The sequence below is a fragment of the Cedecea davisae genome (genome assembly GCF_044095835.1).
Classification (GTDB): domain Bacteria; phylum Pseudomonadota; class Gammaproteobacteria; order Enterobacterales; family Enterobacteriaceae; genus Cedecea; species Cedecea davisae.
Genome location: NZ_CP172054.1, coordinates 4325925 through 4346415, shown reverse-complemented (window position 1 = coordinate 4346415; position 20491 = coordinate 4325925). Strand labels below are relative to the sequence as shown.

The following is a 20491-nucleotide window of genomic DNA, read 5'->3' as shown; positions in this document are numbered from 1 at the left end:
GGGACTTGCTTTCCGCTAAAAGAAAGGTGTTAATAGGCAAAGAGAAATGAAACGAAAGATATATAGAAAGGATCTCCTATGAGCAACAGCGATTCGGCGACGGATAAACGTATCCCCGGCACCAGCGAACGGCGCGAGCAGATTATTCAGCGTCTCCGCCAGCAGGGAAGCGTACAGGTTAATGATTTGTCGTCATTTTTCGGCGTGTCTACCGTGACTATCCGTAACGATCTGGCCTTTCTGGAGAAGCAGGGCATCGCAATGCGTGCCTATGGCGGAGCGCTCATTTGCGAGCCTGGCAGCATGGCGGCAGAGCCTTCTGTGGAAGACAAAAGCTCGCTCAATACCTCCCTCAAGCGCAGCATTGCCAGAGTGGCGGCAGATCTGATTACGCCAGGATCTCGGGTGATTCTTGATTCAGGTACAACGACTTATGAAATAGCGCGCCTGATGCGCCAGCATAAAGATGTCATTGCGATGACCAACGGCATCAACGTAGCTAATGCGCTGCTCGAAGCGGAAGGTGTTGAACTGTTAATGACCGGCGGGCATCTGCGGCGCCAGTCCCAGTCGTTTTACGGCGACTGTGCGGAGCAATCATTGCAGAACTACCATTTCGATATGCTGTTTCTCGGGGTGGATGCTATCGATCCGGAGCGCGGCGTGAGCACCCACAACGAAGATGAAGCAAGGCTTAACCGTAAAATGTGCGAGGTGGCTGAGCGTATTATTGTGGTAACGGACTCCAGCAAATTTAACCGCTCCAGCCTGCATAAAATCATTGATACCCAGCGTATTCATCGGGTGATAACCGATAAAGGTATTCCGGCCGAAAGCCTTAACGCTTTGCGTAAAGGCGGCATTGATGTGGTGCTGGTTGGCGAGTAACCCTCACCCGTAGTCAGGCCGCGTGACAGGGGGGGCGAAACCCTCTATACTGCGCGCCGAAGCTGACCAGACAGTCGCCGCTTCGTCGTCGTCCTCCTTCGGGGGGAGACGGGCGGAGGGGAGGAAAGTCCGGGCTCCATAGGGCAGGGTGCCAGGTAACGCCTGGGGGGGAAACCCACGACCAGTGCAACAGAGAGCAAACCGCCGATGGCTCGCGCAAGCGGGATCAGGTAAGGGTGAAAGGGTGCGGTAAGAGCGCACCGCGCGACTGGTAACAGCTCGCGGCACGGTAAACTCCACCCGGAGCAAGGCCAAATAGGGGTTCACAAGGTACGGCCCGTACTGAACCCGGGTAGGCTGCTTGAGCCAGTGAGCGATTGCTGGCCTAGATGAATGACTGTCCACGACAGAACCCGGCTTATCGGTCAGCTTCAACCATTCAGAGACGCCCCACCAGTGAAAGCTGGCGGGGCGTTTTGCTTTTACGGGACGGGAAGATGAATGACTGTCCACGATGCTCTTCATGGAAAGAAAGCGGCTTATCGCTCAGCTTCAACTTCTTAATAAACGCCCCGCAGGTGCAAGTTTGCGGGGCGTTTTGCTTTGTGATCTTCGAAACTGATGCGCTTCGTCAGGCATTTGTCATAATACCGCTCTGAGCCCACTACGCAGGCAGAGCCATGATCAAATCCCTGTATATCGACAACTACCGTTCCGTGCGCAAGCTTTCCATCGATCTGGAGCGCCTGAACGTGGTGTTTGGCCCCAACGGCTGCGGCAAGTCGAATATTTATAAGGCGATCCATTTGATCCACGGCGCGGGCACCGGGCAGCTTTCTCATTGGCTATCCGATGAGGGAGGGATCCAGAAAGTGATGTGGGCCGGTGAGCGGGCGCGTGGCTATGCCAGCGCTCCACGCAGGATGACATTGGCGGTAGAAACTGACTCTTTTGAGTATGAGCTACAGGTTGGCTTCCCCGACAAGCTGCCTTACCCCACGATGTTCGATCTCGATCCTATTGTTAAAGAAGAACAAATCTGGCTTAGCGGCTACCGACGTCGCCCTTCCGGATCGATTATGCATCGTCGAAATCAGTCAGTTTTTCTCAATGATGTTAATGGCGAAAAGGTCACGCACGCCGCCTCTTTGTACGAAAATGAGTCGCTTTTTGGCCAGCTTGGCGAGCCGCATTTGTACCCTGAAGTCTCCAGCGCACGCGAAACGCTGCGCAACTGGCGTTTCTACCATGAGTTCGATATTTCGAAGGGGGCGGGACTGCGGCTCCCACAGGTTGGATACCGTTCGCCCGTACTTGCAGGCGATGGCTTAAACCTTGCCGCAGCGTTCCAGACGATCGTTGAGATTGGCGATAGCGAACTGCTGTTTACCGTGCTGGGTGAGGCATTCCCGGAGTGCGCATTTTTCTGCGACAACGCTGGCGGCCGCTTCCAGATGATGATGAACCGCCACGGCATTAACCGTCCTCTGGAATCCGCAGAATTCTCCGACGGGACGCTGCGTTTTCTGTGCCTGACGGTGGCCTTGCTTAGCCCGCGCCCGCCTCAGTTTATTGCCCTCAACGAACCGGAGAACAGCCTCCACCCGCAAATGCTTCCGGCCCTGGCGCGGCTAATAGCCGAGGCGAGCCGCTACACGCAAATCTGGCTCACCAGCCACTCGCCGGAACTGGCAAAGCTAATTGAGAAGCATACTTCGTTTACGCTGTATGAACTGGGGATTGAGCGGGGCGAGACGAGGGTTAATCGGCTTTCGTAATCCGATATCCTTCCACGCTAACCCCCTCTCCGAAACGGGTGTGGAGAGAGGGGCGGAGTGGATTAAATCTAGACTGGTAAGTCAATCAGCAACGCTCGCAGCGGCGTATCTGCCACCAAAGTAATATTCGCTTCATCGCGAATAAACGCCCCGTCGCCGCAGGTTAAGCCTTCCTTTTCTTCCGCAGGCGTAACGGCGTGTACCGTGCCGTGAATCGACTGCAGGTAGGCGCGCGGGCCGTGCAGCTGGAAGCTTAGCTGCTCACCTTTCTGCATTTCGATATGATGCACCCACACCTGCTGGCGCAGCTGAAGGCTGTTATTGTCCCCGTCCGGGGAGGCGATAAGCTGGTGTGATGCGCCGCTGAGCGGGATCTTCTGCACCAGTGGATTTTCGCGTTCCGGGCAGGCGTCCAGCCAGAGCTGCATGCGGGTCAGCGACTTATCTTTGCTGATATTATGCTCGCTATAGCTGATGCCGGGCTGGGTTGAAAGCAACAAGGCTTCCCCCGCACTTGCCTGCACATGGTTACCTTCGCTGTCGCGGTACTCCGCTTCCCCTTCCAGGATCAGATTGAGGATGTCTACCTTAGGGTAGCTGCGCGGCTGAAACGACGCGCCGGGAGCCAGAACTTCCTGGTTGAGCACGCGCAGGGAGGCGTAGCCCAGCAGTTTCGGGTCGAAATAATGTCCAAAAGAAAAGGTGTAGCGAGCCTGCAGCCATCCGTAGTCAGCTTTACCACACTGTTTGGCTGTTCTTGTCGTAATCATAATTCTTGACCTCTCTTTACACTAAACCCATGGTAAGGGTCTGGACGCTTCATTGTTAGCCAGTTAATCTGCTCGGTATGTTCAAATTTCCTGAATGAGAACGAGATGGCAAAAGAAAGGGCGTTGACGCTGGAAGCGTTGAGAGTCATGGATGCAATTGACAGACGGGGCAGTTTTGCCGCCGCGGCCGACGAGCTGGGGCGTGTTCCGTCAGCCCTGAGCTACACCATGCAAAAGCTGGAAGAAGAGTTGGATGTGGTGCTATTTGACCGTTCCGGCCACCGCACTAAATTCACCAACGTTGGGCGTATGCTGCTTGAACGTGGTCGGGTTCTGCTGGAGGCGGCTGACAAGCTAACGACGGACGCTGAGGCGCTGGCGCGAGGCTGGGAGGCGAATCTGACGATTGTCACCGAGGCGCTGGTGCCCACCGAGAAGCTGTTCCCGCTGGTGGGTAAATTGGCGGAGAAAGCCGATACTCAGCTGTCTATCTTTACCGAGGTGCTGGCCGGTGCCTGGGAGCGGCTGGAGCAGGGGCGTGCGGACATCGTGATCGCCCCGGATATGCACTTCCGCAGCTCGTCGGAGATAAACTCCCGTAAGCTCTATAAGGTGATGAGCGTGTATGTTGCCGCGCCGGATCACCCGATTCACCAGGAGCCGGAGCCGCTCTCTGACGTCACGCGCGTGAAGTATCGCGGCGTTGCGGTGGCGGATACCGCCCGAGAAAGGCCGGTGCTGACGGTACGCCTGCTGGATAAACAGCCGCGCCTGACGGTCAGTTCGATAGAGGAAAAAAGACTGGCGCTGCTGGCCGGGTTGGGCGTGGCAACCATGCCTTATCCGCTGGTTGAGCAGGATATTGCCGAGGGGCGCCTGCGGGTGGTTAGCCCGGAATACAGCAACGAAATTGATATCATCATGGCCTGGCGGCGTGACAGCATGGGTGAGGCAAAAGCCTGGTGCCTGCGCGAACTGCCTAAGCTGCTGAAATAAAAAAACGCGTTGGTTTTGCCAACGCGTTTTCTCTTCTGTTACAGGCTGCCAGGCGTTCTGCCGGCTCTTCCCGCTGATTTAATTGCTTTGGTGCTACGCTGCCCGCCGAGGCTCTCCAGACGCATCTGGAACGGTGGGAACGGCATCTCGATATTATGTTCGCGGAAGCCCTGCAGAATCAGCTGGTGGATCTCGTGGCGCAGCGGCATACGGTGGCCCATTTCAGCGGCATGGATACGCAACTCAAATACCTGAATGCCCTGCTGGAGATCGACCAGGAAGGCTTCAGGCTGCGGCGTCTCCAGCACCAGAGAGCAGCGGTGTGCGGCCTGCAATAAGATCTCCGTAACCTCTTCAGTGTCGGCCTCAGAAGGCGCTGGCACGGTTAATACCACACGCGTTACCGAGTCCGAAAGCGACCAGTTGATAAACTGCTCGGTAATAAACGCCTGATTCGGCACGATGATTTCTTTGCGGTCCCAGTCGCTGATGGTGGTGGCGCGCGTATTAATACGCGTGATGGTTCCCGTCAGGTCGCGAATAGTGACCGTATCGCCAATACGGATCGGCTTCTCAAACAGGATAATCAGGCCGGAGACGAAGTTGGCGAAGATTTGCTGTAAGCCAAAACCGAGGCCGACACCGAGTGCGGCAACCAGCCATTGCAGTTTCGACCACTCGATACCGATCATTGAGAAGCCCACCAGGCCGCCTATCAGCAGCAGCAGATATTTGGTGATGGTGGTTATCGCGTAGCCGGTGCCCGGCGTTAAATCCAGGTGCTGCAGGATAGCCAGTTCCAGCAGGGCAGGCATATTACGCACCAGCTGAGTGGTAATAATCAGCACCAGGATGGCAATCAGCAGCGCACCAAGCGTAATCGGCTCAATGCTTTCCACTCCCTGCACCGTGGAAGTGACGTCCCATAGCGTGATGTTGCCGAGGAAGCCAAAAGCAGAATGGATTTCCGACCACAGAACAATCACCGACAGCAGCGCTATCAGCGTCAGAATCGAACGCACCAGGCGCAGCGACTGGGCGCTGATGGTATCAAGATCGACCTCCGGCTCGTCCACCGTTTCCACTGAACCTTCGGTGCTGTTGGCGTGTGCCGTCTCTTCTTCACCTCGTGCGCGCTGGGCAAGAATTTCGGCCCGGCGATGTTTGGCGCGGTCGAACGCCAGACGGCGGCGCTGAATCAGCATCCAGCGGCGGATGATGTGGTAAATCACCAGCAGCAGGAACCAAATAGCCACCGAGGTTTCCAGGCGGGCCAGCAGCGCCTGCGCCGTAGCCAGGTAGCCGACAGCGGCCGCCAGAATGCCAAACAGCGGAGCGCTTATCAGCAGGTTCCACAGGATGGTGTTGACGATGTTTTCGCCGTTGCCCTGTTTGTCGAGGTAGAGCGGCAGCCCGGCACGCTTCAGGCTCAGGGTGACAATAGCCAGCGCCCCGCAAATCATGATGAAGCACAGCCTGCCTAGCGAGCCGGAGAACTCCCGGTCGTTGAGGTTATCGAACATAATCAGCGCCATGATCAGCGGTACAATCAGCCCGATGCTCAGAATGTAATAGCGCATTGCCCGGCCGACACGCTCGCGCGGCCAGCCAAAATGCACCACAAACAAACCGGTAGGGCGGGCAAAGGTGGCACAAATCATCACGCCCCAAAGCAGCGGCACGGTGGCGGTCACGCCGTCGCCAATTGCCACCGCAATCGGGTACGGCCAGGCCTCCTGGAGGCCATAACCCAGGGTGGCCCACAACACCGGCAGCGGGGAGGCGACCAGAATCGACCAGAACACCGTTCGCAGCGTCAAATAGAAGTGATCCTGGGTAACTTTGCCGACTTTTGCGCTGGAACGTTCAAGAAATGCGGTGAAGTGACGGCGAGAGCTGATGCTGAAGCCCACCAGGATTAATGCGCCAAACAGCGGCAGCAGCGTCTCTTTGCTGGTGACCATCATCACCGCCGCTTTACCCAACTGGCTGAAGGTATCCAGCGAGATCAGACGGCGCAGATCCTGCACCAGAACAAGCGGCCAGCTAATGCCCATAGGGCTGACGTCTGATGTCCAGAACAGATAGCGGTGGGTCGCTTCGTTAACTTCTTTCAGCGCGTCTTCCAGCTGGCTGTTCGCGACTTTGAGCTTGGTTAGCTCGAGGATCAGGGTATCGCCACCTTGCAAAAGAGAGTTGAGCAATTCGCGCTGGGTGCGTAGCTGAGCCTGCAAAATTTTGTTTTGCTCTGCCGTCAGCGGGCTGCCGTCCGCCTGGCGGACCTGGCGCAGCTGGGCGTGTTTGTTCAGCAGATCTTCAAAATGCAGGCGTTCGACGCGCAGCTGAGCCAGTTCGGTATCTAACTGCTGCGGTTTTGGCATATCCGGCAGGCGCGAAACCTGGGCGCGTAGCGCTTCACCCAGCACGTTTGAAACCCCCAGCCACTGGGACTGCTCGCGCAGCGTGTTAAGCGCCTGGCGTACCTGCAGGGTTTGATTGTTGGCCTGCCGCTGCTGGGAGGCAACGAGATCCATCCGCTGGGCCTGTTGGTTCAGGGCCTGGGAGAGTTCACGGTTGTTTTTGAACTGCTCGACGATTTCCGGCGGCAGGTTAGCGCTGGTTTCTGCCAGCAGCTCGGTGCTTTCAAGCGCCTGCTCGGCTTCACGCTGGCGCTGGCTGTTCAGCTGATTACGCAGTGCCTGAAGATAAGCGTCCAGCTGCGTGCTTTGCTTTTGCGCCAGCTCGGCGCGCATGCGCGAAAGCTCCTGGCGATTGTTAGCGGAAAGCTGCGCCAGCTCCAGTTCATCGACCAGCGCCTTCAGGCGTGCGGACTCAGCCTGCTGGAAGAAATGCTGTGCCTGAGAGAGCGGCGAGCCGCCGCCTGTCTGAGTGCCTGCCCGGCGTTCAATATCGTTAAGCTGGCGTCGCGCCTCGGTTTGCTGCTGCGGCAGCTGGCTTAAAGAGTCGCTAATGTCGCGGGTGCGTTCTTGTTCCTGCTGCGCCAGACGGCTTTTATCCAGAAGCTGGCTGCTGACCTGCAGGATCTCCTGGTTGAGCGCGTCGCTGGACATTCCGGGCTGCACTTCATCGGGTTCATCCCGCAGGTTGGTCAGCTGCTTGCGCAGGTTTTGCGACAGTTTGGGGAAGTTATCAATGACCTGCTGATACTGTTCGGCGCGCTCGAGCGAACCTTTGCGTTCGTCCAGCGCGTTGAGAGCGGACTGGAGAGCCTCGACGATTTCCGCCTGGTTTGGCGTATTCTTGGCGGCCTTAGCCTGCTCCAGTTCCTGAGAGATTTGTTTTGCGTCGGGGGCGGTAGCTGCGTACGCCCCCAGGCTGAGGCACCAGGCCATCAGAATAGTGATAATCAGGCGCACGTCAGTTACCTTGCTAAAACTCGAAATAGAGAGCGGTTAGTCTTTGCGGCTATCTTCTTCCTGAACGTTGGGCGCTTCATCAGAGGCGACAACGTCGGCAGGAATTTCGCTTACCGGCACTTCAGGCTCGACAACCGGTGCGGTAGAAACGGCCAGCGCTTCGCCGATTTTAGTCGCGGAGAGGTTCTTCAACTGTTCGACCAGGTTTACCTTGCCCGGCGCAAACAGGTTAATCACCGTAGAGCCTAACTTAAAGCGGCCCATTTCCTGGCCCTTAAGCAGCGCAACGGAGCCTTCGCTTTCACCTGCAGGCCAGGTCCAGCGCTTGATAACGCCTTCGCGCGGCGGCGTAATGGTGCCGGCCCAAACGGTTTCGATGCTGCCAACAATGGTAGCACCTACCAGAATTTGCGCCATTGGACCGAATTCTGTGTCGAACAGGCAGATTACGCGTTCGTTACGGGCAAACAGGTTCGGAACGTTTTGCGCGGTCAGATGGTTTACGGAGAACAGGTCGCCGGGAACGTAGATCATTTCACGCAGGATGCCGTTGCACGGCATATGCACGCGGTGGTAATCGCGAGGAGACAGGTAAGTGGTAACAAAGCTGCCGTTGCGGAACAGGTCTGCCATCAGGTAGTTGCCTGCAAGCAAAGCTTCCAGGCTGTAGTTATGGCCTTTTGCCTGCAGGATTTTGTCTTCTTCAATGTTGCCAAGCTGGCTGATTACGCCGTCGGCAGGCATCACCAGCACGTTCGGGTCGGTATTCAGCGGGCGAGCGTCATCTCGCAGCGGGCGTACGAAGAAGTCGTTAAAGGTGCGGTAAGCGGCGGTATCCGGCTTCTGCGCCTCTTTCATGTCAACTTTGTAGTATTTCACAAACAGGTCGATGACCAGCTTGGTCAGCCAGCCAGCACGTTTGCTTGCGCCCCAGCCTGCCAGGCGTGTCAGCCACAGTTTTGGCAGAATGTATTGAAGCGAAAGTTTAATGTTGTCTAACAAAATAGCCTCCTGGCTAAATGCCCTGATGGTCGGGCTGATACAGAAAAGGGGGCGATTCTAGCGATGCCCAGCTTAATTGTCAGTCGTCAGTTTCAGAAAAGCTTTTACGCGTTTTTACCTGCGCCATACTTTCCAGAATGCGGTGGTAGTTTTCAAAGCGTGTTTCCGCTATCTCGCCGCGCTCGACGGCTTCACGCAGGGCACAGCCCGGATCGTTATCATGGCGGCAGTCGCGGTATTTGCAGCGGCCTAAATAATCATTGAATTCGACAAATCCGTGGGTGATTTGTTCAGGCTCAAGGTGCCACAGGCCAAATTCACGCACGCCCGGCGAGTCGATAACGTCGCCGCCGCCCGGGAAATGGTACAGGCGTGATGCGGTGGTGGTGTGCTGCCCGAGGCCGGAGACGTCGGAAACATCATTTACCAGAATTTGCTTGTCGATGAAGCCCAGCAGGTTATTAAGCAGGCTGGATTTGCCGACGCCAGACTGACCGGCAAAGATGCTGATGCGGCCAACCAGCTCGCCTTCCAGCTCTTTAAGGCCTTCCGCTTTGTAGCTGGACACCATCAGTACGCGATAGCCAATCTTGCGATAGATATCCATTTGCTGGTTGACCCACTTCAGGCCGTCTTCGTCCAGCAGGTCTGTTTTATTCAGGACCAGCAGAGGCTCAACGTCGAGGGTTTCGCAGGCGACGAGGTAGCGGTCGATAATGTTCAACGAGAGTTCCGGCAAAATAGCCGAAACAATAATGATTTGGTTGATATTTGCCGCGATGGGTTTTACGCCATCGTAAAAGTCAGGGCGCGTCAGAACCGAGGTTCGTTCATGAACCGCTTCGACAATGCCTTTTTTCGAGACGCCTTCTGCCGCCTCTTTCGCTAAGCGCCAGACCACCTTGTCGCCGGTAACCAGCGAACGAATGGTGCGACGAATGTTGCAGCGGTGGACCGTGCCTTCATGGGACTCTACGTCCGCGTGTTGGCCAAAGCGGCTGATAACCGTGCCTTCGCGCGGCTCACCAAACTGGGCGTCGTCGTAATCGGCTTTCTCCACGGTTTTTGTCAGACGACGCTGATGGTTCGCGTTAACGCGGCGCTGCTGGCCTTTGGAGAGTTTATTTTTGCTCAAGCGTACTGGCTCCTGGTCGCCCCTGGTGGGCAAAACCTCTATGATACACACTATTTTATACGAATTAACCCATCGTCAAGGGTGGGCGACGCACAAGAAGGGTGGAAAATAGCATGAGTGGAAACGAAAACAATCTGATTTGGATTGATTTAGAAATGACCGGTCTGGACCCCGAGCGGGATCGCATAATTGAGATTGCTACCCTGGTGACCGATGCCAACCTGAATATTCTGGCGGAGGGGCCGACCATCGCGGTACATCAGTCCGACGAGCAGCTTGCGTTGATGGACGACTGGAACGTTCGTACCCACACCGCCAGCGGCCTGGTGGAGCGCGTGAAGGCCAGCTCGTTTGACGACCATGCGGCTGAACTGGCGACGCTGGAGTTTCTTAAACAGTGGGTGCCTGCGAATACCTCGCCTATCTGCGGTAACAGTATCGGCCAGGATCGCCGCTTCCTGTTCAAATACATGCCGGAGCTGGAGGCATATTTCCACTACCGTTACCTCGATGTCAGCACGTTGAAAGAACTGGCTCGCCGCTGGAAGCCAGAAATTTTGCCGGGCTTTAAAAAACAGGGTACGCACCAGGCGATGGATGATATTCGCGAGTCGGTGGCGGAACTTGCTTATTATCGCGAGAATTTTATTAAGCTTTAAAAACAGTCCCCTTGCCGAAAGGTGAGGGGAAAATAGCCACCTGAGATGATAAAATAATCATCCTGTCGATTTAATCGGCAGTCAGATAAAAAACGAGAAAAAAAACGTTTCAGGGCTTGCGACAAAAACGATTTCTCGTATAATGCGCCTCCCGTACCGATGCAGAAATTGCAGAGATACACAGAGCGGGAATAGCTCAGTTGGTAGAGCACGACCTTGCCAAGGTCGGGGTCGCGAGTTCGAGTCTCGTTTCCCGCTCCAAAATTTGATTTGGCTTTCACAGCCAGCACCACCCAAGCGGGAATAGCTCAGTTGGTAGAGCACGACCTTGCCAAGGTCGGGGTCGCGAGTTCGAGTCTCGTTTCCCGCTCCAAAATTTGATTGGCTTTTACAGCCACGCACCACCCAAGCGGGAATAGCTCAGTTGGTAGAGCACGACCTTGCCAAGGTCGGGGTCGCGAGTTCGAGTCTCGTTTCCCGCTCCAAATTTTTCCTTTCAAGTACAAATTATCCACAGCGCCCAGCAGGCGTCGGGGATGGCATTTTGTTACTCTGCAATATTATTGTGAACAGACTTATCCACAGGATTGTCTGCGCCTTTCGCTATGCTACGAATGTAATATTTTTTACACTAATATTTTAATTCGTTGATTTTTATAGAAATAATTTAATTTCGAAATATTAATGTAATACTTGCGGAAATTTTGACGCTTGAATGACAAAGCGTTTTTGAATGTTATGCACACGCTGTGGACATATCACGCGTCGCGCACCAGCCCCTTTTCGATGACCCTGACCAGCCTCTGTTTCTTCGGCAACTGAACTTCCACTGCCTGCTCGCTTCGCCTGGCTATTTGTTGCGCAATCGCCCATTCAATATGCTCATCCAGAAGTGGGTGCTCACCTTTTCTCTGTTCAAGTGCGGCAAGATTAGCTTCATCCCAGGGGGCATTGCCGAGCGCAACCGCAATATTTCTCGACCAGCGTAAATGACCAATGCGGCGAATGGCCGATCCCTCTGTCACCCGCAGGAAGTGCTGCTCGCTCCAGGCGAACAGTTCCGTTAGCTGTGGGGCGTGCAGGGCGCGACGCGGGCTGAAATCGTCCTCATCGCTAAGCTGCGAGTAGCGGTTCCACGGGCAGATAAGCTGGCAGTCATCGCAGCCGTAAATGCGGTTGCCGATAAGCGGCCTGAATTCCTCCGGGATAGCACCTTCAAGTTCAATCGTCAGGTAGGAGATGCAGCGGCGGGCATCCACCGTGTAGGGTTCAACGATGGCCCCCGTCGGGCAAATCGTCATGCATGCCACGCAGCGGCCGCAGGCTTCTTCCACCGGTTTATCGATCGGGAGCGGTATATCAACCAGCAGCTCGCCGAGGAAAAAGAACGATCCTGCCTCGCGGTTGAGGATAAGTGAGTGCTTACCTGTCCAACCCAGCCCGGCTTTTTCAGCCAGCGGGCGCTCAAGAAGCGGCGCTGAGTCAACAAAAGGTCTAAAATTCAGCGTGGAACAGTGGGTCTGAATCATTTCCCCAAGCTTTTTTAAGCGGTTACGCAAAACTTTATGGTAGTCACGGCCCAGCGCGTAGCGGCTGACGTAACCTAACTGCGGGTTTTTTAGCGTAGAGGCGAAAGCCGCGTTGGCGGGAAGGTAATTCATGCGCACGCTAATCACCCGCAGCGTGCCGGGCACCAGTTCGTGCGGGCGGGCGCGCATCATGCCGTGGCGGGCCATCCAGTCCATTTCGCCGTGGTATTGCTTGTCCAGCCATGCCTGCAGCTCCGGCTCGCTGGCGGAGAGGTCGGTATCGGTAATACCAACCTGCTGGAAGCCAAGCTCTTCGCCCCACAGTTTGATGTTTTGCGCTAATTGATTGTAATCGAGGGGCTGTGACATGACGGACCATAACCTGAAAAAGTACGCTAAAAGTATACCACATTCAGTCTGGCCAGCGGACTGGCTGCGTAACGCCGAGCCGGAGGCTGCCGACAGCCTCGGCCTGACGCTGTATGAACTGATGCAGCGGGCGGGTGAGGCGGCGTTTCAAATCGCACGGGAGCATTACCCGGAGACGCGCAGCTGGCTGGTTGTATGCGGCAAGGGCAATAACGGCGGCGACGGCTATGTTGTGGCTCGTCTGGCTCAGGCCGCTGGCATTCATGTCACCTTGCTGGCGGTAGAAAGCGACAAGCCTCTGCCGGAAGAGGCGCACCAGGCTCGCGCGGCCTGGCTAAACGCCGGTGGCGTTCCTCACGACCCGCAGCAGGCATGGCCTTCTGATACTGATTTGATTATTGATGCGCTGCTCGGCTCCGGGCTGGCCAGCGCCCCGCGCGAAAACATATCGCGGCTTATCGAGCGTATTAATCAGCATCCTGCTCCGGTTATTGCCCTGGATATTCCTTCTGGCCTGCTGGCTGAGACCGGCGCAACGCCGGGGGCCGTTGTCCAGGCTAAGGATACCGTGACCTTTATCGCCCTGAAGCCGGGGTTACTGACCGGTAAAGCGCGTGATGTGGTGGGCAGGCTGCATTATTCGGCTCTGGGGCTTGAGCCGTGGTTGCTCGGGCAGGAGCCTCCAATTGCGCGCTTCGATACACGGCAGCTTGCCGACTGGATCAACCCGAGACGCCCAACCTCACACAAAGGCGATAACGGGCGGCTGGTGATTATCGGCGGCGACCACGGCACGGCGGGCGCTATCCGCATGGCCGGGGAGGCCGCGCTGCGTGCCGGGGCAGGGCTGGTTCGGGTGCTTACCCGTCGGGAGAATATCGCGCCGTTGCTGACCGCTCGCCCGGAATTAATGGTTCATGAGCTGACGCCGGAATCGCTGGATGAGGCGTTGGAATGGGCCGACGTGGTTGCCATTGGCCCCGGCTTAGGCCAGCAGGAGTGGGGCAAAAAGGCCCTACAAAAAGTGGAGAGCAGCCGTAAACCGATGCTTTGGGATGCGGATGCGCTCAACCTTCTGGCAATCAATCCGGATAAACGTCAGAATCGCGTGATAACTCCCCATCCTGGCGAGGCCGCACGGCTGCTTAATTGCGCTGTGTCACAAATTGAGAGTGACCGCTTACTTGCCGCCAGGCGTCTGGTAAAACGTTATGGTGGAACGGTGGTCTTAAAAGGAGCCGGTACGCTGGTTGCTCATCAAGATAGCCTGGCGATTATAGACGTGGGTAATGCCGGGATGGGCAGCGGCGGTATGGGGGATGTGCTATCTGGCATTATTGCCGCATTGCTGGCACAGAAGCTTACCCCGTATGATGCTGCCTGCGCGGGCTGTGTCGTTCATGGCGCGGCCGCAGATGTACTGGCCCGCCAGAGCGGAATGCGTGGCATGCTGGCGAGCGACCTGCTATCGACGCTTTACCTGTTTGTTAACCCGGATTTGAATACCTGAAGCCATGATGAATCGTGTTATTGAATTACCTGACGAAGCGGCAACATTACAGCTGGGCGATAGCCTGGCGCGAGCCTGCGAAGGCGCAACGGTTATTTACCTGTATGGCGATCTTGGGGCGGGAAAAACCACCTTTAGCCGCGGTTTTTTGCAGGCGCTGGGTCATAAGGGCAACGTTAAAAGCCCAACTTATACGCTCGTTGAGCCGTATCAGCTTGATGACCTGATGGTCTATCACTTTGATTTATATCGACTGGCTGATCCGGAAGAGCTGGAGTTTATGGGAATTCGCGATTACTTCACCAACGACGCTATTTGCCTGGTTGAGTGGCCGCAGCAGGGGAAAGGTGTGCTCCCGGAACCGGATGTCGAACTTCACCTAAGCTACCAGGCGCAAGGGCGTGAGGCACGCATTGCAGCTGTTTCCTCATCTGGTGAGTCGTTACTGGCGCGGTTAGCCAAATAACAAGGATGACGGGATGATCTATCGCGTGAAAGGTTGGTTGATGGCCGGCTTCCTGCTGATGTGCTGCGCACAGGCTGGAGCGGCAACGCTTTCGGATATTCAGGTTTCTAACGGTGATAACCAGGCGCGTATCACCTTCAGTTTTATGGGTGACCCGGAATATACTTTTTCGCAGGACGATAAACGAAGCGTCGCGCTGGATATTAAGCAAACCGGCGTGATTCGCGGGCTTCCGCTACAGTTTAGCGGCAGTAATCTGGTGAAAAGCATTCGTTCCGGGCAGCCTAAAGACGAACAGTCGCTGCGTCTGGTGGTCGATTTAACCCAGCCGGGTAAAACGCGCGCCGTTAAGCAGCAGAACGGCGCCAATTATACCGTCATCTTTACCATTAATGCAGATGCATCGCCGCCTCCACCGCCGCCGCCAGTAGTGGCTAAGCGAGCTGAGCCTGCGGCTCCCGTTCGCTCGCCCGATCCGGCCCGTAATCCCTTCAAACCGCAGCAGGTAACCGGCGTAATCGGCTCTAATACCGTTACCCGTCCGGCTGCCAGGGTTAAAAACAACGGCCCGTCGGATACCGTTGTGGTGGCGATTGATGCCGGGCACGGCGGCCAGGATCCCGGTGCCATTGGCCCCGGCGGCACTCAGGAGAAGAACGTCACTATCTCCATAGCCCGCAAGCTCAAGGCGTTGCTGAACGACGACCCAATGTTCCGCGGTGTGTTGACCCGCGATGGCGATTATTTTATTTCGGTTATGGGCCGCTCCGACGTGGCGCGTAAGCAAAATGCCAACCTGCTGGTTTCTATTCATGCTGACGCCGCGCCTAACCGCGATGCAACCGGGGCTTCGGTTTGGGTTCTCTCCAACCGCAGGGCTAATAGCGAGATGGCGGGCTGGCTTGAGCAGCACGAGAAGCAGTCTGAGTTACTGGGCGGCGCGGGTGACGTGCTGGCCAACAGCCAGGCGGACCCTTACCTCAGCCAGGCGGTGCTTGATTTGCAGTTCGGTCATTCACAGCGCGTCGGGTATGATGTGGCGACAAAAGTGCTGGCCCAATTGCAGCGCGTAGGTTCGCTGCACAAACGCCGCCCCGAGCATGCCAGCCTGGGCGTGCTGCGCTCGCCGGATATCCCTTCTCTGCTGGTCGAAACCGGGTTTATCAGCAACAGCTCCGAAGAGCGCCAGTTAGGCAGCGATAGCTATCAGCAGCAAATTGCCCAGGCGATTTACGAAGGACTGCGAAACTACTTCCGGGAGCACCCTTTGCAATCGGCTCCGGGGAGTGAGCAGACCGCCCGCGCGCAGGCAGGTTCGCCGCAGCAGGTCGCGATTACTAACTAAGGAGATAACATGCCGATTCAGGTTCTGCCGCCGCAGCTTGCGAACCAGATCGCCGCTGGCGAGGTTGTAGAGCGCCCTGCGTCGGTAGTGAAAGAGCTGGTCGAGAACAGCCTCGATGCCGGTGCCACGCGCATCGACATTGATATTGAACGTGGGGGCGCGAAACTTATCCGCATCCGCGATAACGGCTGCGGCATTAAACAGGAGGAGCTGGCGCTGGCGCTGGCCCGCCACGCGACCAGTAAAATCGCTTCGCTTGACGATCTGGAAGCGATTATTAGTCTGGGATTTCGCGGAGAAGCGCTGGCCAGTATCAGCTCTGTGTCCCGCCTGATGCTGACCTCGCGTACCGCAGAGCAAAGCGAAGCCTGGCAGGCATATGCGGAAGGGCGCGACCAGGATGTTACGGTGAAACCCGCCGCACATCCGGTAGGGACGACGCTTGAAGTTCTCGACCTGTTTTACAACACTCCGGCACGCCGCAAGTTTATGCGTACCGAAAAGACCGAGTTTAATCATATCGATGAAGTGGTGCGCCGCATTGCGCTGGCGCGCTTCGACGTCTCCATCACGCTCAATCACAACGGTAAGATGATCCGCCAGTATCGTGCGGTTCAGGACGGAGCGCCTCGTGAAAGGCGGCTCGGCGCTATTTGCGGCACGCCGTTTCTTGAGCAAGCGCTGGCCATTGAGTGGCAGCACGGTGATTTGGCACTGCGCGGTTGGGTTGCCGAACCGCGCGCCACAACGTCTGCGCTGGCGGAAATTCAGTATTGCTATGTTAATGGCCGCATGATGCGCGACAGGCTAATTAACCACGCCATCCGCCAGGCCTGTGAGGATAAACTCGGGGTCGATCAGCAGCCGGCTTTCGTGCTGTATCTGGAGATAGATCCTCATCAGGTGGATGTTAACGTTCACCCCGCCAAGCATGAAGTGCGATTTCATCAGTCGCGACTGGTGCATGATTTTATTTATCAGGGCGTGCTTAGCGTGCTGCAACAGCAAAGCGAAAATGCGCTGGCGCTGGAAGAGACAACGGAGCTGCCCGCCGAACGCTGGCAGCCTGAAAACCGGGTTGCCGCCGGGCGTAACCAGTTTGCCACTCCGGCCGTAGAAAGTGAGCCTCGGGAGCCTTCGCCGCGCCCGGTTTCATCGTCTTCTTCGGCAGGCGGTGGGCGCTCTGGTGCGGGCGGTAGTACGCCGCTTTGGCCGCATGCTTCGCCGGGCTACCAGAAGCAGCAGGGCGCGTTATACCGCCAACTGCTGGACACGCCGGAAGTCAGCCAGCCGCCGGTAGCACGTGCAGAAGAGCCGGGGGCGCTGGAAGGCCACTCGCAAAGCTTTGGCCGGGTGCTGACGGTTTTACCCCCCGATACCGCTCTGCTTGAGCGCCAGGGTAAGCTTGCGCTGCTCTCGCTGGCGGTTGCCGAGCGCTGGTTAAAACAGGCGCAGCTCTCGCCCGGCAGCGAGGGGCTGCGCGCTCAGCCGCTGTTGATCCCTCTGCGGCTTAAAGTCAGCCGTGAGGAACATGATGTATTGGTTAAATATCAATCGCTTTTGAAAGAAATGGGCATCGAATTTGATACTGACGCCCGTCAAATAACAATTCGCACAGTACCTTTACCTTTACGGAAACAAAATTTACAAATCTTGATTCACGAACTGCCAGGATACCTGGCGCAACAGGCAGAAGTCTCGCAGAGCCAGCTCGCTATGTGGATTGCTCGTCATCTTGCGAGCGATAACGAGCACTGGAGCCAGGCTCAGGCTATTGCCCTGCTGGCTGAAGTCGAACGTCTTTGCCCGCAGCTGGTGAAATCACCGCCCGGCGGCTTACTGCAACCTGTTGATTTACAATCGGCGATGAACGCCCTGAAACATGACTGAAGATAAAAAACTGCCTCAGGCGATTTTTTTAATGGGGCCAACGGCCTCCGGCAAGACCGCTCTTGCTATTAATTTGCGTAAAACTTTACCAGTAGAGTTGATAAGCGTGGATTCGGCCCTCATCTATCGTGGAATGGATGTCGGCACCGCTAAGCCAACGGAGCAGGAACTGGCCCAGGCGCCGCACAGGCTGCTGGACATTCTTGACCCGGCTCAGGCGTACTCCGCAGCGGATTTTCGCCGCGATGCGCTGGCCGAGATGGCAGAGATTACCGCCGCCGGGCGTATCCCGCTGCTGGTGGGCGGAACAATGCTTTACTTTAAGGCGCTGCTGGAAGGGCTTTCGCCGCTGCCGTCAGCCGACCCTGAAGTGAGAGCGAAGATAGAGAAACAGGCAGCAGAGCTGGGATGGGACGCGTTGCATCGCCAACTGGAACAGATTGATCCCGTTGCGGGCGCCCGGATTCATCCAAATGATCCGCAAAGGCTTTCCCGGGCACTGGAAGTTTTTTTCATTTCGGGTAAAACTTTAACGGAACTGACGCAAACGTCAGGAGAAGCTCTGCCGTATCAGGTGCATCAGTTCGCCATCGCCCCGGCGAGCCGTGAACTGCTCCATCAGCGAATTGAGCAGCGTTATCATCAGATGTTAGCTTCAGGTTTTGAAGCAGAAGTGCGGGCGCTTTTTGCTCGCGGAGATTTGCATACGGAGATGCCTTCCATTCGTTGTGTGGGTTACCGGCAGATGTGGTCTTATCTGGCGGGTGAAACCTCCTATGACGAGATGGTTTATCGAGGTATTTGCGCGACGCGTCAATTGGCTAAGCGCCAGATGACCTGGCTGCGTGGTTGGGAAGGTGTTCACTGGTTAGACAGTGAAAATCCTGAACAGGCATACAGCGAAGTGCTACAGGTTGTTAGTGCGAAGCATGGGTGAATGTGTACAATTGAAACGTCAGCGTGCGCAAATTTTTACGCAGTTTTTCAGAGCTAATCGCTCTTGAGTGACAAACAACAAACATATAAGGAAAAGATAGAATGGCTAAGGGGCAATCTTTACAAGATCCGTTCTTGAACGCACTGCGTCGTGAACGTGTTCCAGTTTCTATTTATTTGGTGAATGGTATTAAGCTGCAAGGGCAAATTGAGTCTTTCGATCAGTTCGTGATCCTGTTGAAAAACACGGTCAGCCAGATGGTCTATAAGCACGCGATTTCTACCGTTGTTCCGTCTCGTCCGGTTTCTCATCATAGCAATAACACCGGCACCGGCGGTTCTGGCGGCTACCATCACGGCGGCAGCGCGCAGGCTGGTTCTGCGACGCAACAAGACGGCGAAGAGACCGAATAAGGTCGAAGGCTGTTTTCCCGGTCGGGGGACCAGTTCAGCTGCGTTCCCCGCTGGTCTTTTTGAGAGGTTATACGCTTGTTTGACCGTTATGATGCCGGTGAGCAGGCGGTGCTGGTACACATCTATTTTTCGCAAGACAAAGATATGGAAGACCTGGTGGAGTTTGAATCCCTGGTCTCTTCAGCCGGCGTCGAAGCATTGCAGGTGGTGACCGGTAGCCGCAAGTCCCCGCACCCAAAGTATTTCGTTGGTGAAGGCAAAGCCGTTGAAATTGCCGAAGCTGTAAAAGCTACTGGGGCGTCGGTTGTGCTGTTTGATCACGCGTTATCCCCCGCCCAGGAACGTAACCTTGAAGCTCTGTGCGAGTGTCGTGTCATCGACCGCACCGGGTTAATTTTAGATATTTTCGCCCAACGTGCACGTACCCATGAAGGTAAATTGCAGGTTGAGCTGGCTCAGCTTCGCCATCTGGCTACTCGCCTGGTGCGCGGCTGGACCCACCTTGAACGTCAGAAAGGCGGGATTGGTTTACGCGGCCCGGGTGAAACCCAGCTCGAAACCGACCGTCGCTTACTGCGTAACCGAATTATGCTGATCCTCTCGCGCTTAGAACGAGTTGAAAAACAGCGCGAGCAGGGGCGCCGTTCACGCAATAAAGCAGATGTGCCGACGGTTTCATTGGTGGGCTATACCAACGCCGGTAAATCCACGCTGTTTAACAGAATTACCGCGGCAGATGTTTACGCCGCGGATCAGCTATTTGCCACACTCGATCCTACGCTGCGCCGCATTGACGTCGCCGATGTGGGCGAAACCGTGCTGGCAGATACTGTAGGTTTTATTCGCCATCTGCCGCATGACCTGGTAGCGGCGTTTAAAGCCACTTTGCAGGAGACACGTCAGGCCACGCTGTTGTTACACGTCATTGACGCGGCTGACTTCCGGATGCAGGAAAACATTGCAGCAGTCGATACCGTACTGGAAGAGATTGAAGCAGATGAAATCCCGTCTCTGTTGGTCATGAATAAAATCGATGCGCTGGACGAGTTCGAACCGCGCATCGACAGGAACGACGAGAATGTGCCGATCCGGGTCTGGCTTTCCGCTCAGACCGGGGCCGGTGTCCCACTGCTTTTCCAGGCTCTGACCGAGCGTTTGTCTGGTGAAATTGCGCAGCACACGCTGCGTTTACCTCCTCAGGAAGGCCGCTTGCGGAGCCGTTTTTATCAGCTTCAGGCAATAGAAAAAGAGTGGACAGAGGAAGACGGTTCTCTTGGGTTAGAAGTTCGTATGCCCATCGTGGACTGGCGCCGCCTCTGTAAACAAGAACCGGCACTGGCGGATTACATCGTTTAGACGCAATCAAGCCGGCTCACAAATGTCCTGAAGACTATTTCCCCCTCGGGGGATATCACCGCACAACAAAT

Annotated in this window: 16 protein-coding genes, 3 tRNA genes and 1 other RNA gene; 15 read left to right on the top strand and 5 right to left on the bottom strand. The window is 56.1% G+C overall.

Features of this window, described 5'->3' with window-relative positions; all coding sequences use genetic code 11:
- Positions 1-78 precede the first annotated feature (78 nt).
- The 3 genes from ACG1VR_RS20740 (at position 79) to ACG1VR_RS20730 (ending at position 2666) form a co-directional block, all read left to right on the top strand.
- Positions 79-888 (top strand): DeoR family transcriptional regulator, encoded by an 810-nt coding sequence (locus ACG1VR_RS20740; protein WP_016517598.1) that lies wholly within the window; start codon positions 79-81, stop codon positions 886-888.
- Positions 889-946: 58 nt separating this feature from the next.
- Positions 947-1325: RNase P RNA component class A (gene rnpB / locus ACG1VR_RS20735), an RNA gene on the top strand.
- Between the two features lie 243 nt (positions 1326-1568).
- On the top strand, positions 1569-2666 hold the full coding sequence (locus ACG1VR_RS20730) for an AAA family ATPase (RefSeq protein ID WP_395489698.1): 1098 nt from the start codon (positions 1569-1571) through the stop codon (positions 2664-2666).
- 68 nt (positions 2667-2734) lie between these two features.
- Here ACG1VR_RS20730 and ACG1VR_RS20725 read toward each other — a convergent pair whose 3' ends face one another.
- Positions 2735-3436, bottom strand: coding sequence for a pirin family protein (locus tag ACG1VR_RS20725; RefSeq protein WP_172568490.1), 702 nt, complete (start codon positions 3434-3436; stop codon positions 2735-2737).
- 105 nt (positions 3437-3541) lie between these two features.
- On the opposite strand from ACG1VR_RS20725, the gene ACG1VR_RS20720 reads away from it, so the two are divergent.
- Complete coding sequence (locus ACG1VR_RS20720) at positions 3542-4432, top strand: LysR family transcriptional regulator (RefSeq protein WP_395489697.1); 891 nt, start codon at positions 3542-3544, stop codon at positions 4430-4432.
- Between the two features lie 38 nt (positions 4433-4470).
- Here ACG1VR_RS20720 and mscM read toward each other — a convergent pair whose 3' ends face one another.
- The 3 genes from mscM to rsgA all read right to left on the bottom strand — a co-directional run bounded on the left by mscM (position 4471) and on the right by rsgA (position 9946).
- Positions 4471-7809: a miniconductance mechanosensitive channel MscM gene (gene mscM, locus ACG1VR_RS20715; RefSeq protein ID WP_039897840.1), complete on the bottom strand. Its 3339-nt coding sequence runs from the start codon at positions 7807-7809 to the stop codon at positions 4471-4473.
- Between the two features lie 36 nt (positions 7810-7845).
- The gene (gene asd, locus ACG1VR_RS20710; protein ID WP_016517603.1) at positions 7846-8811 is read right to left on the bottom strand and encodes an archaetidylserine decarboxylase; all 966 of its coding nucleotides are present in this window, start codon (positions 8809-8811) and stop codon (positions 7846-7848) included.
- Positions 8812-8890: 79 nt separating this feature from the next.
- On the bottom strand, positions 8891-9946 hold the full coding sequence (rsgA, locus tag ACG1VR_RS20705; protein ID WP_039897842.1) for a small ribosomal subunit biogenesis GTPase RsgA: 1056 nt from the start codon (positions 9944-9946) through the stop codon (positions 8891-8893).
- A gap of 113 nt (positions 9947-10059) precedes the next feature.
- Between rsgA and orn the strand changes: the two genes are divergently transcribed.
- The 4 genes from orn (at position 10060) to ACG1VR_RS20685 (ending at position 11090) form a co-directional block, all read left to right on the top strand.
- Positions 10060-10605 carry an oligoribonuclease gene (gene orn, locus ACG1VR_RS20700; protein ID WP_016517605.1) on the top strand — a complete coding sequence of 182 codons (546 nt, stop codon included), beginning with the start codon at positions 10060-10062 and terminating at the stop codon, positions 10603-10605.
- Positions 10606-10790: 185 nt separating this feature from the next.
- Positions 10791-10866, top strand: a tRNA-Gly gene (locus ACG1VR_RS20695).
- Between the two features lie 36 nt (positions 10867-10902).
- Positions 10903-10978 (top strand) — tRNA-Gly (locus ACG1VR_RS20690).
- Between the two features lie 36 nt (positions 10979-11014).
- Positions 11015-11090, top strand: a tRNA-Gly gene (locus ACG1VR_RS20685).
- A gap of 273 nt (positions 11091-11363) precedes the next feature.
- Here ACG1VR_RS20685 and queG read toward each other — a convergent pair.
- Positions 11364-12503 carry a tRNA epoxyqueuosine(34) reductase QueG gene (gene queG, locus ACG1VR_RS20680; protein ID WP_395489696.1) on the bottom strand — a complete coding sequence of 380 codons (1140 nt, stop codon included), beginning with the start codon at positions 12501-12503 and terminating at the stop codon, positions 11364-11366.
- Here queG and nnr point away from each other — a divergent pair.
- The 7 genes from nnr (at position 12502) to hflX (ending at position 20420) form a co-directional block, all read left to right on the top strand.
- Complete coding sequence (gene nnr, locus ACG1VR_RS20675; RefSeq protein ID WP_395489695.1) at positions 12502-14013, top strand: bifunctional ADP-dependent NAD(P)H-hydrate dehydratase/NAD(P)H-hydrate epimerase; 1512 nt, start codon at positions 12502-12504, stop codon at positions 14011-14013. The two genes, queG and nnr, sit on opposite strands and share 2 nt — an antisense overlap.
- A 4-nt stretch (positions 14014-14017) precedes the next feature.
- On the top strand, positions 14018-14479 hold the full coding sequence (gene tsaE, locus ACG1VR_RS20670) for a tRNA (adenosine(37)-N6)-threonylcarbamoyltransferase complex ATPase subunit type 1 TsaE (protein WP_016517610.1): 462 nt from the start codon (positions 14018-14020) through the stop codon (positions 14477-14479).
- Between the two features lie 13 nt (positions 14480-14492).
- Positions 14493-15824, top strand: a complete 1332-nt coding sequence (amiB, locus tag ACG1VR_RS20665) for an N-acetylmuramoyl-L-alanine amidase AmiB (protein WP_395489694.1) — start codon at positions 14493-14495, stop codon at positions 15822-15824.
- A 9-nt stretch (positions 15825-15833) separates the two neighbouring features.
- On the top strand, positions 15834-17714 hold the full coding sequence (gene mutL, locus ACG1VR_RS20660; protein ID WP_395489693.1) for a DNA mismatch repair endonuclease MutL: 1881 nt from the start codon (positions 15834-15836) through the stop codon (positions 17712-17714).
- On the top strand, positions 17707-18651 hold the full coding sequence (gene miaA, locus ACG1VR_RS20655; protein ID WP_016517613.1) for a tRNA (adenosine(37)-N6)-dimethylallyltransferase MiaA: 945 nt from the start codon (positions 17707-17709) through the stop codon (positions 18649-18651). Before mutL ends, miaA begins: the two co-directional genes overlap by 8 nt.
- 101 nt (positions 18652-18752) lie before the next feature.
- A complete protein-coding gene (gene hfq, locus ACG1VR_RS20650) occupies positions 18753-19064 on the top strand; it encodes an RNA chaperone Hfq (protein ID WP_016517614.1) in 312 nt (103 codons plus the stop codon).
- A 75-nt stretch (positions 19065-19139) separates the two neighbouring features.
- Positions 19140-20420, top strand: a complete 1281-nt coding sequence (hflX, locus tag ACG1VR_RS20645; RefSeq protein WP_172568484.1) for a ribosome rescue GTPase HflX — start codon at positions 19140-19142, stop codon at positions 20418-20420.
- Positions 20421-20491: the final 71 nt, after the last annotated feature.